The organism is Flavobacterium xanthum, assembly GCF_900142695.1.
In the GTDB taxonomy this organism is placed as follows: Bacteria; Bacteroidota; Bacteroidia; order Flavobacteriales; family Flavobacteriaceae; genus Flavobacterium; species Flavobacterium xanthum.
Genome location: NZ_FRBU01000030.1, coordinates 23,690 through 38,184 on the forward strand (window position 1 = coordinate 23,690; position 14,495 = coordinate 38,184).

Here is a 14,495-nt window from a genome sequence, read left to right on the forward strand (position 1 = left end):
AAAGTATATTTTTCAAAGTTCTTAAAAATATAAAAATTGTATCACAATTAGTCCTTAAAATTAGGGCTTTTGCCGAAGTTTTAACCATTTATTAACATCTTACTTCTAAAAAAAAATTCAATTTGCACCTTCAAAACGAAGGCATTAAATTCAAGGTTTTAAAAATAATAAAATGGAAGAAAATACGGCGACTTTAGACATCAGAGCAATCAATGAAAAAATTGAAAGAGAGAGTGCATTTATAGACCTTCTCACGATGGAAATGAACAAGGTTATTGTGGGTCAAAAGCACATGGTCGAGCGTTTGTTAATTGGGCTTTTGGGTCAGGGACATATTTTATTAGAAGGGGTGCCCGGATTAGCAAAAACTTTAGCGATAAATACTCTTTCGCAGGCCATTCAGGGATCTTTCAGTAGAATTCAATTTACGCCGGATTTATTGCCAGCCGATGTAGTGGGAACTATGATTTATAACATTAAGTCAAATGAATTTTCGATAAAAAAAGGACCAATTTTCGCTAATTTCGTTCTTGCGGATGAGATTAATCGTGCGCCAGCCAAAGTGCAATCGGCATTATTGGAAGCCATGCAGGAAAAGCAAGTAACTATTGGGGATACTACTTTCAAGTTAGATAGACCATTCTTAGTTTTGGCTACGCAAAATCCAATTGAGCAAGAAGGAACGTATCAATTACCTGAAGCGCAAGTCGATCGTTTCATGTTGAAAACCGTTATTGATTATCCAAAAATGGAAGACGAGCGTTTAGTAATTCGTCAAAACCTAAAAGGAAGTTACGAAAAAGTAAATGCTGTTGTTTCAGTAGAACAAATTTTGCGTGCTCAAGAAGCAGTTCGTGAGGTGTACATGGATGAAAAAATAGAAAAATACATACTTGATATCATTTTTGCCACGCGTTACCCAGAGAAATATAAATTGGCTGATTTGAAACCATTAATCAGTTTTGGAGCGTCACCACGTGGAAGTATCAATTTGGCGACTGCCGCAAAATGCTACGCTTTTATCAAACGTCGTGGATATGTAATTCCAGAAGATGTTCGTGCGGTAGTGCATGATGTATTGCGTCACAGAATTGGCGTTACTTACGAAGCCGAAGCCGAAAATATTACTTCAGTAGACATCATCAACAAAATCGTAAACGAAGTAGAAGTTCCATAAAGTGATTAGTAATAAGTGACTAGTAATTAGCCGTGGTTAATTGCTAGTCACTATTCACTGTTCACTAATTACTAAAAAAATGGATACAAAAGACCTCTTAAAAAAAGTACGAAAAATAGAAATCAAAACCCGAAGATTGAGTGATCACATCTTTTCGGGAGAGTATCACACGTCTTTCAAAGGACGTGGAATGACGTTCAGTGAAGTGCGTCAATACCAGTATGGCGATGATATTCGTGCAATTGATTGGAATGTAACTGCACGATACAACGAAGCACACGTAAAAGTTTTTGAGGAAGAGCGTGAACTGACCATGATGTTAATGGTTGATATTTCAGGTTCAGAAAGTTTTGGTTCGAAAAACCAATTTAAGAAAGATATTGTTACGGAAATTGCTGCAACAATGGCTTTTTCAGCAACTCAAAACAATGATAAAATTGGTTTGATTTTGTTTTCGGATGAAATCGAATTGTATATTCCGCCAAAAAAAGGAAGATCTCACGTGTTGCTTATCATTCGGGAATTGATAGAATTTCAGCCTAAAAGCCGTAAAACAGATATTGGGCAAGCCTTAAAATTTTTATCGGGAACCCAAAAAAAGAAAGCAATTGTATTTGTAATTTCTGATTTCATGTCGGAAGATTACGAGCATACATTAAAAATTGCTGCAAAAAAACACGACATAACGGGGATTCGCGTGTATGACATTCGGGAAGAAAAAATGCCGGATTTAGGAATGGTTTCTATGCTTGATGCTGAAACTGGAGCAATAGAATTGATAAATACCGGTTCGAAAGCAGTGCGAATGAATTATGAAAAACAGTACCACGATAAAGTAAACTATTTCAAAGAAACATTCAGTAAATCAGGCTCGGGAGTAGTAAACACTAGAGTTGACGAAAGTTATGTGACGAAATTATTAAGTTATTTCAAATCGAGATAATGATTTTGGATTTTTGATTAACGATTTTTGATTTCAGATTTTGTAGAAGTGGAAAATGGATTTTAGATTGGTAAAATAAAAATATAAACTTAATAAGTGAACAAGCAAGAATTAGAAAATAGATTGATAGATTTTGCATCAACAATAATAATCGTTGCAAGCAAATTTGAAAAAAACTATGCTGAAAATCATCTTGCTGGGCAAATAATTAGATCTGGAACTTCTCCCGCTTTAAATTATGGAGAGGCACAAAGTGCAGAAAGCAGTAAAGATTTTATTCATAAAATGGGCATTTGTTTAAAAGAGTTAAGAGAAAGCTTTGTTTGTTTAAAAATTATTGAAAAATCAAGTTTAACGTCCGATTTAACAAATCTAACTATTGCAAAAACTGAGGCTAATGAGCTAATTTCTATTTTCGTATCAAGTATTAAAACAGCTAAAACAAATCTGAAATAAATTTAGATTTTTGATGAAAAACGAATCGAAGTTTCTGGGTCAAATCTGAAATCAAAAATCGTTAATCCTCAATCAAAAATCGAAAGAGGTTCAATAATAAAAGATGAAAAAACAATTATACCTACTATTATTACTGCTTTCTACGGCTGTTTTTGCACAACAAAAGCAAGTGGTTACTAGCATTGATACTACTAAAAATAAAATTGGCGCCGAATTTAAACTGTCTATTAAAACTACTGTTGATACTTCGGCTAAAGTGATTTTCCCTAGACTAAAAAACTTTGGGGCTTTAGAGGTAATTCAGTCCTATCCTATAGATACTGTCAAAATGGATGGGCGTTACGAATTAATCAAAAAATACGGTTTAACCCAATTTGATTCGGGTAGATACGTGGTTCCCAGTATCAAGATTTTCATCAACAGCAAACCGTTTCTTACGGATTCGCTTTTGGTTGAAGTGGCGAATGTTCAAGTAGATACTTTGAAACAAAAAATGTTCGAAATTAAGGATATTGCTCCAGCGGACAACCCAATTGGAAACTGGTGGAAATACCTGTTGATTATTGCTTTAATTATTGGAATTGCAGCGTTTATTTATTGGTTTATTAAAAAACGCCAGGAAAAGAAACTACAGGAAGAAATTTATAAAACGCCAATCGAGAAAGCGACTACTTTGCTGGATACTTTGGAGAAAAAGGAACTTTGGCAAAAAGGAGAAGTCAAAGCGTATTATAGCGAATTGACTGATATCGCCAGAAACTATATTGAAGAAGCAATAGAAATTCCGGCAATGGAAAGTACAACTTCGGAGCTGATTCAAGGACTTAGAGCAGCTTCTGTCAAAAAGAAAATGACGCTTTCGCAGGAAATTATCGAAAATCTGGAACGTGTTTTAAAACAAGCCGATTTAGTGAAATTTGCCAAGTCAAAACCATTGGATTTTGAAATTACCGAAGACCGCAATAAAATTCAAAAAGTAATTTTGACCTTAGACAATTCAATTCCTGTGGAAATTCCTGTAGAGGAAGACACGTTGTTGAATGAGGCGCAAAGACAAAAACAAATCCAAATTCAGTTGCGCAAGCAAAGGAACAAACGCATCGTGACTGCGGTGGCTTCGGTTGTTTTTTTATTGGCAGCGACCACCACTTTTTTCATTGTTACCAAAGGGTTTGACTATGTAAAAGATAATATTATTGGTCATCCTACAAAAGAATTATTGGAAGGCGAATGGGTTAAAAGTGAATACGGAAATCCAGGAATTATCATAGAAACACCAAAAGTGCTCAAGAGAGTAGATTTGACAAAGACACTCCCTAAAGACGGAATGGCCTTAATTAAAGAAATGCAATCCTTTGCGTATGGAAGTGTTTTGGACCGTTTTTATGTGATGGTTTCTACGTTAAAATTCAAAGCGGAAACACAAATTGATTTGGCAAAATCTATGGATGGCGCGTTGCAATCACTGGAAGCGCAAGGAGCTCAAAACATGATTGTAAAACAAGAAGATTTTGAAACCAATGAAGGAGTTAAAGGATTGAAAGCCTACGGAACTTTTTCTCAAGTTGATGGTGAAAATAAGACCACGGCAAAAATGTATTATGAAGCCATATTGTTCAGTCAAGAAGGCGGATTACAACAAATTTTACTTTTTCATGAAGAAGGAGAAAAGTATGGCAACGAAATTTCAGAACGCGTTTTGAATGCTGTCGAATTAAAACAAGCAAGTAAATAATGGAGAAAATAACTTTTTTAAACCCAGAATTTTTTTGGTTGTTTCTGCTGATTCCAGTTGTAATTGTCTGGTTCATGCGAAAAAAGAACCATCAATCAGCCACGTTAAAGATAAGCTCGTTAGAAGGATTTAAAGGAACAGGATCGTATTTGACCAAGTTAAAACCAATGTTGAATGTGCTTCGGGTTTTGGCTTTATGCTCTCTGATAATTGCAATGGCAAGACCAAGAACGGTAGATATCAGTAATAAAACTAAAACGACAAAAGGAATTGATATCGTCATGGCGATAGACGTTTCCGGAAGTATGCTGGCCAAAGATTTGAAACCGAACAGAATGGAAGCACTAAAACGAGTGGCCGCTGATTTTGTTGAAGAACGACCAAATGACAGAATTGGACTTGTGGTTTATGCCTCTGAAGCGTACACAAAAACTCCTGTAACCAGCGATAAAGCAGTTATTCTGGATGCGATCAACAGTATTAAATATGATAATGTTTTGCAGGACGGAACCGGAATAGGAATGGGATTAGCGACTGCTGTGAATAGATTGAAAGACAGTCAGGCCAAGAGCAAGGTGATTATTCTTTTGACAGATGGAGTGAATAATGCCGGATTTATTGAGCCAGAAACAGCATCGGATATTGCCAAACAATACGGAATCAAAGTGTATACTGTTGGTATTGGAACCAATGGAATGGCCATGTTTCCTTATGCTATTGCGCCAAACGGAAAATTTTTGTTCCAAATGATGAAAGTGGAAATTGACGAGCAGTTGATGAAAAATATCGCCAGAAAAACAGATGGGAAATATTTTAGAGCAACAAGCAACAGCAAATTAGCGGAGATTTATGCTTCCATCAATAAACTGGAAACGACTGAAATTGAAGAATTAAAATTCTATGATTATGATGAAAAATTCAGACCATTTATTTGGTTTGCCGGTTTTTTATTGTTGCTGGAAATAGGATTAAGGAATACAGTTTTTAAAAGCTTTATATAATATACAAACAAGTCATCAAGTGAGTAGTTTAGAGGTTAGTAAGCCTTGTGAACTTTGCGCCTTCTTTGTGAACTTAGCGGTTAAGAAAAATTATGGAATTAGACGAAAAAATATATTTATATCTTCTCATTATATTGCCTTTGGTGGTGTTGGTTTTTCTGTTCAATTTATATTGGAAAAGAAAAAAACAACGCGAGTTTGGGGATTTAGAAATGGTAAAAAAACTGAGTCCTGAAAGTTCAGTTTTTAAACCCGTTTTGAAAGTATCAGTACTGATTTTGGCTTTGCTTGGACTGATTCTTGGTTTGGTCAATCCGAAGATTGGTACCAAAATGGAAACCGTAAAGCGAGAAGGAATCGACATTGTTTTTGCTATTGATGTCTCCAAAAGTATGCTGGCAGAAGACGTAGCGCCAAACCGATTGGATAAAAGCAAGCAGATTGTTTCCCAAATCATTAATCAGTTAGGAAGTGATCGTATAGGAATTGTGGCGTATGCAGGAAGCGCTTTTCCAGTATTGCCTATCACCACAGATTATGGAGTGGCCAAAATGTTTTTGCAAAGCATGAACACGGGTATGGTTTCCTCTCAGGGAACGTCGCTAGATGAAGCTATAAAATTATCGTCCACCTATTTTGATGATAAAAGTAAAACCAGCAAATTATTGATTCTGATTTCGGATGGTGAAGATCATTCGGAAGGAGCCGAAAGTGCTGCCGAAGAAGCCAATAAACTGGGAATGAAAATTATCACCATAGGAATTGGAACCGAAAAAGGAGGGACAATTCCCTTAAAAAGGAATGGAGTTGTGGAGAGTTTTCAAAAAGACAATAACAATGAAGTGGTAATTACTAAGTTGAATAAAGCCAGTTTAGAAGTGATTGCAAAAACGACTAAAGGGGGATATATAAGCGGGAATAATACCAAAGAAGTGATGGAATACATCAAGAATGCTTTAGATAATATTCAAAAAACCGAATTTGAAGCGACCGAAATGGCCGATTTTCAATCGCAATTTCAATGGTTTTTGGGGTTTGCTTTTTTGCTGTTATTTGTGGATGTTTTTCTATTAGAAAGAAAAACAAGTTGGGTTAAAAAATTGGATTTATTTAACGAGAATAAATAATTATTTCTAAAAGGCTTCAAAACTTTTTGGATTTATAGATACAATAAATGAAAAGATTTAAAATTATCATAATTGCCTTTTTAATCGTTGCTTTCTCCGGGACAGCTGGATTGTATGCGCAACAAAAAGACCGAATTTTACCTAAAGCAAATAAAGATTATGCGGACAATAAATTTGTAGAAGCCGAAGCCAATTACCGAATTTCGGATTCAAAATTCCCTAATAAAGCCGCTGCTCCTTTTAATCTTGGAAATAGTATTTACAAGCAAAAACAATCTTCCGAAGCGAAGTTTGCGTATGCCAAGGCGTTGAAAAATTCAAAGACAAGACCTCAGAAACACCGTGCTTTTCATAATTTAGGTAATGTGTTCATGAATGAAAAAGATTATGCACAAGCGGTAGAAGCGTATAAAAATGCATTGAGAAATGATCCGACGGATGAAGAAACCCGTTATAATTATGCTTTGGCCAAAAAAATGCTTAAAGATAATCCTCCAAAAGACGACAAGAAAAAAGACGAGAAAAAAGATCAAGAAAAGAAGGAAGATAAAAAAGACAGCGAAAAAGATAAAAAGGACGAAAAAGATAAAAAAGACGACAAAGGCGATCAGGACAAACAAAATAAAGATCCGAAACCCAATGACAAGGGAGAACCAAAACCAGCGCCAGGAGGAATTTCTAAAGAACGTCTAGAAAATCTTTTAAATGCCGTAAATAAAGAGGAGAAGAAAGTTCAGGATAAAGTGAATGCCCAAAAAGTACAAGGAAAACCAGTTAAAACCGAGAAGGATTGGTAATTCAATTAGAGAGTTTGAAAATGAAAAAATATATAGCGGCGATTGTTTTATTGGTGTGCAGCACACTCGGTGCTCAGGTTCAGTTTGAGGCCAGAGTGAGTAAAAGTACGCTGGGCTTGAATGAAAGATTGCGTATTGATTTTATGATGAATGTAGATGGTGATAATTTTGTGCAGCCTTCTTTTGATGGTTTCCGAATTGTTGCTGGACCCAGTCAGCAGGTAAGTCAATCGTGGGTAAACGGAAGAAGTTCCTTTGAAAAAGCCTATTCTTATATTCTTTTGCCAAATAAAAAGGGTACATTAGTGATCAAGTCGGCAGCTATAGAATACAATGGTCAAATTTACAAAACGGCGCCTGTAAAAATCAATGTTACTGACGCACAAGAGCAACCACGAGATCCTAACGACTCACCAATATCGGCCGATGAAAACCTGTATCTAGTTGCTGATGTCTCTAAAGCTAACCCTTATGTCAACGAGCCAACAACAGTAGTCTATAAATTGTATTTTGCAAATATTGGAATCTCAAATTTTAGAGAATTAAGTAAACCAAAATACAATGATTTTTGGAGTCAAAATATAGAAATAAAACAACTTGTAGCAGAAGAAGGACAGTTCAAAGGGCAGAATTACAGGTATATAGTACTTAAGAAGGTAGTGCTGTATCCGCAAAAGTCGGGAAGACTTAAAATAGAACCGTTATCCTTAGAAATTGATGTGCAATTGCCAACGAATCGTAGGGATATGTTTGGTAGAATGGTGCTCACTGAAACCAGCAAAAGAGTTTCAGCAGGAGGAAAGACTATAAATGTTAAACCTCTGCCAGAAGCAGGAAAACCAGAAAATTTTAATGGTGCAGTTGGAAACTTTGACTTTAAAGTTACACCATCAAAGACTAATTTGAAACACGGTGAAAGTCTAGATTTGGTTGTAAGTGTAACCGGAAAAGGAAATTTAAAATTGTTCACTTTGCCAAAACCTGTAGTGCCAAATGCGCTGGAAATGTACGATGCTGTTCACAGCGAAGATATTAGCACACCACTTTCTGGAATGGCTGGAAAATCGTCGGATAGTTATACTATAATTCCACAATACAGAGGCAATTATCCGGTTAAACCAATGCAGTTTTCTTATTTTGACCTGAGTTCTGGAACCTACAAAACAATAAAATCTCCGGAGGTGATGATCAATGTTTTGGATGGACCTACACCGGCTGATTCTACTGCAACAGATGGAAACAAAAATAAAATTGTTGTTGAGGAATTTAAAACCATCAAATCAAAAACTAATCTTGTTATCATAGACAAAGAGGGTTTCTTTGGATCAAATTTGTTTATTGGATTGTTATTGCTTCCTTTTTTATTGGTTCCAATAATTATTTTATTCAAAAAGAAGAAAGAGGCTATGGATGGGGATGTCTCTGGAAACAGAATCCGAATGAATAACAGATTGGCCAAGAAATATTTATCAGAAGCGAAGAAACAAATCAACAACAAAGAACTGTTTTACATTGCGCTGGAAAAAGCGATGCACAATTTCCTAAAAGCAAAATTACACATTGAAACTTCAGAAATGAGCAAGGATAATATTCAGGAATTATTGTTATCTCGAAATGCAAAACCAGAATCAGTAAATGATTTTATTGCGCTTACTGAAAATTGTGAAGTGGCACGTTATGCGCCTTCGTCAAGTGTTACGATACAACAGGATTTTGATAAAGCGGTATTTATAATCTCGGAATTAGAAAAACAGATTGCTTAATATTTTGCTTAACCACAAAGTGCACAAAATGCACAAAGTTTATATAATTACTAACCTATTTGAGATTGTCGGATTGCAGATTAGGATTACTAATTAATTTTAATGTAAAATTGCTAAAAGAAGGTGTAAGACGAGTTATAAATGGAGCGCTTTAAATAGTGATCTTTGCGACTTCCTTGTGACCTTCGTGTTTAAATTTTTATGAAAAATATACTATACCTACTTTTACTTTCAACCCAGATTTTCTTTGCCCAAAATGGCTTCGAAAGAGGGAATGCGTACTATGCAAAAGGACAGTACACCGAAGCTATAGCAGCTTATGAAAGTGTTTTGAAAGACAATAAGCACTCCTCTGAAGTGTATTTCAATTTAGGAAATGCCTATTATAAATTAAATGAAGTAGCACCTTCAATTTATAATTATGAAAAAGCATTGGTTCTAAATCCCAATAATAATGATGCGATTAACAACTTGAAATTCGCTCAAAAACGAACGATTGATGAAATAAAAGTAATTCCAAAAGTAGGTTTTGCAAAGTTGATTCGGGATTTTACGGGAGTGTATCATTATAATACTTGGGCCTGGATTTCGGTTGGACTTGCTGTTGGGTTTTTACTTTTTTTTATAGGGTACTATTTTTTACAAAGTACAGTTTCAAAGCGAATTTTCTTTTTTGGAATGTTCGTAGTTGTTTTTTTGATACTGATTAGTGTTTCATCTGCTATTTTTGAAAAAAGCCATTTTGACACGGAGAAACCTGCCATAGTTTTTGCCGAAATGACCGATTTTAAAAGTGAACCTAGAAATGGGGGTAAACCACTTTTTGTACTCCATGAAGGTACTAAGGTTTTTGTTTTTGAAAGCATAGGTGAATGGAAAAAAATCCAACTTACAGATGGAACTGAAGGTTGGATTGAAAGCAGTGCGATTAAGGAAGTGAAATAATAGTTTTTAGTTGCAAATATTCAGTGCAAATTGTTTATTTGTCCTTCAAACTGCCATACCATTCCTTTAATGAAGGATACATATATCCCGCTGTTTTTTGAATTGGATTGTAAAAAAGAGAATTGTCTAACGTTTCTTTTTTGGTTAAAAAGTGGTTGTAATTTATTTTTTCGAAAACTGCAAAGACAATACTGATAATCAAAATTGTTTTTAGCACCCTGAAGAAGCCACCACCAATCGTATTCAACCAGCCCAAAAAAGCAAAATCGGCGACTCCAGTCAGGAACTTTCCTAAAAGGGTGACTACCATAACCACAGCGATAAACGTGAGAATAAAAGCAACAACTTGAATTGTATTGGGATTCCACTTCACATATCCTACTAAAATATCTCGCATAAAGGAGGAAAATTTCACGGCAAAATATATTCCCGCCAATAGTGAAACTAATGAAGCTAGTTCTATAAAAAGTCCATTTCTGATTCCTTTATAAAAAGCGAAAGCCAGTAGTACTCCCAAAATAATATCTAAAAATCCCATAAATAAAAAATAAAGACAAAAGAACAAAGATAAAAGAATATTCTAAAGTCAAAAACGGAGTGCCTATCTTTGCTAAAATAATTTGATTATTCTATTTGAAAATCTGCGATACAAATCTGCATTCAAAAATCGTTAATCTACAATCAAAAATTAAAATGTCAAGAGACACTCAACTTAAAGAACGCTGGGAACAGCTTGTAAATATACTTTCCAATCAATTTTCACAAGGAGAAGACTTAGATCTAGACGCCATTATTTATTTAATTGGAGTTCAGGAACTCGGGAAAGTACACAGTGAATATAAGAAAGACGAAAAATTAAACCTAATGCACATTGCCATTTGCAGATTATTAGAGCCTTACGGTTTCTATGAATTTGAGTTTTTTGATGAAGATGGATGGCCGCATTACAGAGTAAAAGAGGAGTTGCCTCCACTAAAAGCTGGGGAACAATCTGTTTTAATGAAAGAAGCTATTGTAAACTATTTCTTAGAACGCGAAGTGATAGAATAGCGTATCAAAGGGAACTTCGTTAGATGAAAGTCTAATGCAATAAACTTGAAACATTAAACTTGAAACTCGGAACAAATTTCTTAAATTTGCACTCTCAATTATTGAATGAAAATGATAGACAAGATAAAAGAATATATTGGTGAAGCACAAGCTTTCTCAACTCAAAATGCTGCTGATTTAGAAACATTCCGAATCAAATTTTTAGGAAGCAAAGGACTTTTGAAAGAGCTTTTTGCCGAATTTAAAAATGTTCCTAACGACCAAAAAAAGGAATTTGGACAGGTAATTAACCTGCTTAAAACTTCTGCTGAGGAAAAAGTGAAAACCATTCAGGAAGCTTTAGAAAATAAAGAAGAAAGTAAAGGATTTTACGGGGATTTGACCCGTTCTGCAGAACCAATGATTATTGGCTCTCGTCACCCTATTTCATTGGTAAAAAACCAAATTATAGATATTTTTTCAAACATCGGTTTCAATGTTTCTGAGGGTCCAGAAATTGAAGACGACTGGCATAATTTTACCGCATTAAACTTACCGGAATACCATCCGGCACGTGATATGCAAGACACCTTTTTCATTCAAACGAATCCTGATATTTTGTTGCGCACGCACACTTCATCAGTGCAAGTGCGTTACATGGAGAACAATAAACCGCCCATTCGTACGATTTCTCCAGGAAGAGTTTTCCGTAATGAAGCCGTATCGTCCCGTTCTCACTGTATTTTCCACCAAGTGGAAGGATTGTATATCGATAAAGACGTTTCTTTTGCTGATTTAAAGCAAACGCTTTTGTATTTCACCAAAGAGATGTTCGGAAAATCAAAAATACGCCTGAGACCTTCTTATTTTCCATTTACGGAACCAAGTGCCGAAGTTGATATTTATTGGGGTTTAAAAACAGAAACCGATTATAGAATCACCAAAGGAACCGGCTGGTTAGAAATCATGGGTTGCGGAATGGTAGATCCAAATGTGTTGAAAAATTGCGGTATCAATCCTGATGAATACAACGGTTTTGCGTTCGGAATGGGAATCGAAAGAATTGCCATGTTACTCTATCAAATTGGCGATATCCGCATGTTCTATGAGAACGACGTTCGTTTCTTGGAGCAATTCAAATCAAGCATATAAAGAGTTATAAATTATATTTTTAGGAGCTATTTCCAGCTATCCGTTGCAATCTTTTTTGAGGCAAAAAGCCTCAAAAAAGGATTTTCACTGCTATCTGGGCTAGGGATTTCGGTTGACAAGAAAATTAAGTTTTTGAATACTAAATAGTAATTAATGAGTGAAGAGATTGCTTCATTCTACACAACGATATGAAAAAAGACATCATCATCCCCGAAGTAGAAAACGTTTTCCTAGCTGCCGTTCAAGAATGGAGCGACGATTTTATGGAAAAAGTATGGTACGCGTATTTGATAAATGACAGTGATTTTCTAATTGAAAGTGTTATGGTGGTTTCAAAAGCTTTTGGAACAATTGAGGGCGAAATGAAAAAAACATCGCTGTTGCGCCATGCTTTTGTAGAATTACCACCCGTATCGCTCGTAAAAATTGAAATGATTGAAAAAAGTGTTTTGACGCTCAACAATGAGTTTATGCTTACCTTTTTCATGGATGGAAAGCTTTACGATAAAAAGTTTACTTTCAAAGCAAATTCAATCAATGAAACTAACGTCGAAGAGGTGCCAATTTTATTCGTTGATGGGGTTATTGTTAAATAATTAAAGACTTCTCGACATGAAAACACTAGCATTTCCATAAACACTATTATTCATAGAGTATATACTGTGTTGTATATCATATTCGCAACCAAGTTTACTAGTCCAGAGACCATTTTCTAATTGTCTAGCTGCATGAGTTGGTAGTCCATCATTTCCTAAAAATATTGCGATCTTTTCATTACCTATTTCTAGTGAAGTAGAAATGCATACCTCGTATCCTTTTAATTTATATAATTCTATAAAAGAATTTACTTCAATTGTCCGAGGAATATTTTCTGGCCAGAAATACATTTCATCAGGGTCAGGCCAATACCATTTTGTATTGTCTCCAAATGCCCATGCAATACAATTATACGATGAAGTTTGAGGGCTTGTAATTACAAATGGATCAATTGTCGTGTTTGGAAATTCTGGAATAATTAAAACCATTAATAATTATTCTTTTGTGCCCATTCTATCCAATCTTCTTTCATTTTGGTTATTATGCCATAGTGATCAGGGTTGATAGGGTTTTCTCCGCTAATTTTTTTTAAAGCATAAAACCAATGATCATTTGTTTTTTTTAATTCTCTTATAATCCATGGAATTGTTTTGCTTCCAAGAGCAATAATTTCTCTATATGCAGAATTATTGAAGATTTGTGAAGAACTAGAATAATACAAAGTTTCTGATTTCCACTTGTCTTTTAGTTGTAAAAAATGTTTGAATTCTTGGTTTTCAATTCTATCAGAAATAAGCACACTGTTTCCTTTAAATGTATTGACAGCATTTGAATAATTACAAGATAAAATAGAAGCTTCTTGAGTTAAACCTGTATTTCTAGTTATTTCGGTGCTATATAGACGACTCATTTGTTAAGTAGATTTCTGGTTTTATCGGTAATAAAGTCTTCAAAAATTGAATTTTTCATTGAACGCATGTAATTGAAATCTGTAAATTCAAAATTATTGTTGATTTCTTTGAAAATGTCAATGTCTAAAATAAAAGGAACTAAGTCCTTTGTTGGAGTTTCTATAGTTTCTGTTATTACCGCATTGTACTCTTTTTTATCGCATGGTACTTGAATTTGCATGAAAAAACTGTTATACAATTGTGGCAAGCTTTTGGGTATAGGAGGCATATTTAATATGTACTCTTGAAAGCTTACTAAAGGTAATGGGATGTTAATCTTATTTATATATCGTAATCCTATTCTATTTATTTTTTTTGGCTTAAGACCATTAAAATATATTTTCCAAAGTAAAAAAGCTTCATTATAAAATTCATTCCAATTACTATAAGGAGATAAGAAATTAAGAGTGAATCCATCAACTCTAAATTGCACTTGTCTGTTGTTTTTTTCGTTAGAAAAAATTACTCCTCTAAATTGAGTTTTTGTGTTATTAGTTATTTCGTTGTTTTGTTTTATTTCAAAATCTCCAAAAATATTTAAGGTTTTTTTCTTTTGAGGATAACTCGCCTCAAATAATATATGTAAATTTTCAATGTCCTCTTCTGTAATGTTTTCTAATCCAGTAACCTGAATGTCAAAAACAGCTTCTTTTATTGGGGGATTTGAGTATTTCATGAATCAAATATATAAAATAGATTTTACTAGTTTGTTTTATTAGATGAAAATTAAAAATAATTTAACCCATCAGTAAAATTTCATAAATATTTTTAAGACTATTTTTTTACTAGGTGGATTCAATTAATTAATGCGAATTCCTGATTATTGTTTAATAATTGTAAATATACTTCATTTGGAGAATCAAATTGATGCCTTTTCCGAGGT

The 14,495-nt window shown here is 34.4% G+C and carries 17 protein-coding genes; 13 read left to right on the top strand and 4 right to left on the bottom strand.

Annotated elements, in window-relative coordinates:
* Nucleotides 1-172: 172 nt before the first annotated feature.
* The 10 genes from BUC11_RS12335 (at nucleotide 173) to BUC11_RS12380 (ending at nucleotide 9,944) form a co-directional block, all read left to right on the top strand.
* Nucleotides 173-1,177: an AAA family ATPase gene (locus tag BUC11_RS12335; protein ID WP_073354459.1), complete on the top strand. Its 1,005-nt coding sequence runs from the start codon at nucleotides 173-175 to the stop codon at nucleotides 1,175-1,177.
* Nucleotides 1,178-1,256: 79 nt separating this feature from the next.
* A complete protein-coding gene (locus BUC11_RS12340; RefSeq protein WP_073354461.1) occupies nucleotides 1,257-2,120 on the top strand; it encodes a DUF58 domain-containing protein in 864 nt (287 codons plus the stop codon).
* Between the two features lie 96 nt (nucleotides 2,121-2,216).
* Nucleotides 2,217-2,576 (top strand): four helix bundle protein, encoded by a 360-nt coding sequence (locus tag BUC11_RS12345; protein WP_073354462.1) that lies wholly within the window; start codon nucleotides 2,217-2,219, stop codon nucleotides 2,574-2,576.
* A 103-nt stretch (nucleotides 2,577-2,679) separates the two neighbouring features.
* Complete coding sequence (locus BUC11_RS12350; RefSeq protein ID WP_073354464.1) at nucleotides 2,680-4,311, top strand: hypothetical protein; 1,632 nt, start codon at nucleotides 2,680-2,682, stop codon at nucleotides 4,309-4,311.
* Nucleotides 4,311-5,312 (top strand): vWA domain-containing protein, encoded by a 1,002-nt coding sequence (locus BUC11_RS12355; RefSeq protein ID WP_073354468.1) that lies wholly within the window; start codon nucleotides 4,311-4,313, stop codon nucleotides 5,310-5,312. The genes BUC11_RS12350 and BUC11_RS12355 overlap by 1 nt, the downstream gene beginning before the upstream one ends.
* 92 nt (nucleotides 5,313-5,404) lie before the next feature.
* Nucleotides 5,405-6,439, top strand: a complete 1,035-nt coding sequence (locus BUC11_RS12360; RefSeq protein ID WP_073354470.1) for a VWA domain-containing protein — start codon at nucleotides 5,405-5,407, stop codon at nucleotides 6,437-6,439.
* Nucleotides 6,440-6,486: 47 nt separating this feature from the next.
* Complete coding sequence (locus BUC11_RS12365; RefSeq protein ID WP_073354472.1) at nucleotides 6,487-7,236, top strand: tetratricopeptide repeat protein; 750 nt, start codon at nucleotides 6,487-6,489, stop codon at nucleotides 7,234-7,236.
* 20 nt (nucleotides 7,237-7,256) lie between these two features.
* On the top strand, nucleotides 7,257-8,999 hold the full coding sequence (locus BUC11_RS12370) for a BatD family protein (RefSeq protein ID WP_073354474.1): 1,743 nt from the start codon (nucleotides 7,257-7,259) through the stop codon (nucleotides 8,997-8,999).
* A gap of 59 nt (nucleotides 9,000-9,058) precedes the next feature.
* Nucleotides 9,059-9,154 (top strand): GxxExxY protein, encoded by a 96-nt coding sequence (locus tag BUC11_RS12375; protein ID WP_084129643.1) that lies wholly within the window; start codon nucleotides 9,059-9,061, stop codon nucleotides 9,152-9,154.
* A gap of 46 nt (nucleotides 9,155-9,200) precedes the next feature.
* On the top strand, nucleotides 9,201-9,944 hold the full coding sequence (locus BUC11_RS12380) for a tetratricopeptide repeat protein (protein WP_073354476.1): 744 nt from the start codon (nucleotides 9,201-9,203) through the stop codon (nucleotides 9,942-9,944).
* Between the two features lie 34 nt (nucleotides 9,945-9,978).
* Here the strand turns inward: BUC11_RS12380 and BUC11_RS12385 are convergent, their stop codons facing one another.
* The gene (locus BUC11_RS12385) at nucleotides 9,979-10,482 is read right to left on the bottom strand and encodes a CvpA family protein (protein WP_073354478.1); all 504 of its coding nucleotides are present in this window, start codon (nucleotides 10,480-10,482) and stop codon (nucleotides 9,979-9,981) included.
* Nucleotides 10,483-10,637: 155 nt separating this feature from the next.
* On the opposite strand from BUC11_RS12385, the gene BUC11_RS12390 reads away from it, so the two are divergent.
* From BUC11_RS12390 to BUC11_RS12400, 3 genes are all read left to right on the top strand, one after another.
* The gene (locus tag BUC11_RS12390; protein ID WP_073354483.1) at nucleotides 10,638-10,994 is read left to right on the top strand and encodes a hypothetical protein; all 357 of its coding nucleotides are present in this window, start codon (nucleotides 10,638-10,640) and stop codon (nucleotides 10,992-10,994) included.
* Between the two features lie 111 nt (nucleotides 10,995-11,105).
* Nucleotides 11,106-12,125, top strand: coding sequence for a phenylalanine--tRNA ligase subunit alpha (gene pheS, locus BUC11_RS12395; RefSeq protein ID WP_073354496.1), 1,020 nt, complete (start codon nucleotides 11,106-11,108; stop codon nucleotides 12,123-12,125).
* A 188-nt stretch (nucleotides 12,126-12,313) separates the two neighbouring features.
* Nucleotides 12,314-12,721, top strand: coding sequence for a hypothetical protein (locus BUC11_RS12400; RefSeq protein ID WP_073354485.1), 408 nt, complete (start codon nucleotides 12,314-12,316; stop codon nucleotides 12,719-12,721).
* On the opposite strand, the gene BUC11_RS12405 is transcribed toward BUC11_RS12400, so the two are convergent.
* From BUC11_RS12405 to BUC11_RS12415, 3 genes are read right to left on the bottom strand one after another with little or no spacing between them, the layout of a single operon-like run.
* The gene (locus tag BUC11_RS12405; protein WP_073354487.1) at nucleotides 12,722-13,150 is read right to left on the bottom strand and encodes a DUF7689 domain-containing protein; all 429 of its coding nucleotides are present in this window, start codon (nucleotides 13,148-13,150) and stop codon (nucleotides 12,722-12,724) included.
* Nucleotides 13,150-13,572, bottom strand: coding sequence for a hypothetical protein (locus BUC11_RS12410; protein ID WP_073354488.1), 423 nt, complete (start codon nucleotides 13,570-13,572; stop codon nucleotides 13,150-13,152). The genes BUC11_RS12405 and BUC11_RS12410 overlap by 1 nt, the downstream gene beginning before the upstream one ends.
* Entirely contained in the window at nucleotides 13,569-14,288 is a 720-nt protein-coding gene (locus BUC11_RS12415) for a TIGR04255 family protein (protein ID WP_073354490.1), read from the bottom strand. Before BUC11_RS12415 ends, BUC11_RS12410 begins: the two co-directional genes overlap by 4 nt.
* Nucleotides 14,289-14,495 lie beyond the last annotated feature (207 nt).

Bases quoted from the DNA above. Each gene is read 5' to 3' on its own strand.
- BUC11_RS12350 (WP_073354464.1), top strand. From the start codon at position 2,680: ATGAAAAAACAATTATACCTACTATTATTACTGCTTTCTACGGCTGTT.
- BUC11_RS12380 (WP_073354476.1), top strand. From the start codon at position 9,201: ATGAAAAATATACTATACCTACTTTTACTTTCAACCCAGATTTTCTTT.
- BUC11_RS12405 (WP_073354487.1), bottom strand. From the start codon at position 13,150: ATGGTTTTAATTATTCCAGAATTTCCAAACACGACAATTGATCCATTT.
- BUC11_RS12410 (WP_073354488.1), bottom strand. From the start codon at position 13,572: ATGAGTCGTCTATATAGCACCGAAATAACTAGAAATACAGGTTTAACT.
- BUC11_RS12355 (WP_073354468.1), top strand. From the start codon at position 4,311: ATGGAGAAAATAACTTTTTTAAACCCAGAATTTTTTTGGTTGTTTCTG.
- BUC11_RS12335 (WP_073354459.1), top strand. From the start codon at position 173: ATGGAAGAAAATACGGCGACTTTAGACATCAGAGCAATCAATGAAAAA.
- BUC11_RS12340 (WP_073354461.1), top strand. From the start codon at position 1,257: ATGGATACAAAAGACCTCTTAAAAAAAGTACGAAAAATAGAAATCAAA.
- BUC11_RS12415 (WP_073354490.1), bottom strand. From the start codon at position 14,288: ATGAAATACTCAAATCCCCCAATAAAAGAAGCTGTTTTTGACATTCAG.
- BUC11_RS12385 (WP_073354478.1), bottom strand. From the start codon at position 10,482: ATGGGATTTTTAGATATTATTTTGGGAGTACTACTGGCTTTCGCTTTT.
- BUC11_RS12365 (WP_073354472.1), top strand. From the start codon at position 6,487: ATGAAAAGATTTAAAATTATCATAATTGCCTTTTTAATCGTTGCTTTC.
- pheS (WP_073354496.1), top strand. From the start codon at position 11,106: ATGATAGACAAGATAAAAGAATATATTGGTGAAGCACAAGCTTTCTCA.
- BUC11_RS12360 (WP_073354470.1), top strand. From the start codon at position 5,405: ATGGAATTAGACGAAAAAATATATTTATATCTTCTCATTATATTGCCT.
- BUC11_RS12400 (WP_073354485.1), top strand. From the start codon at position 12,314: ATGAAAAAAGACATCATCATCCCCGAAGTAGAAAACGTTTTCCTAGCT.
- BUC11_RS12370 (WP_073354474.1), top strand. From the start codon at position 7,257: ATGAAAAAATATATAGCGGCGATTGTTTTATTGGTGTGCAGCACACTC.
- BUC11_RS12390 (WP_073354483.1), top strand. From the start codon at position 10,638: ATGTCAAGAGACACTCAACTTAAAGAACGCTGGGAACAGCTTGTAAAT.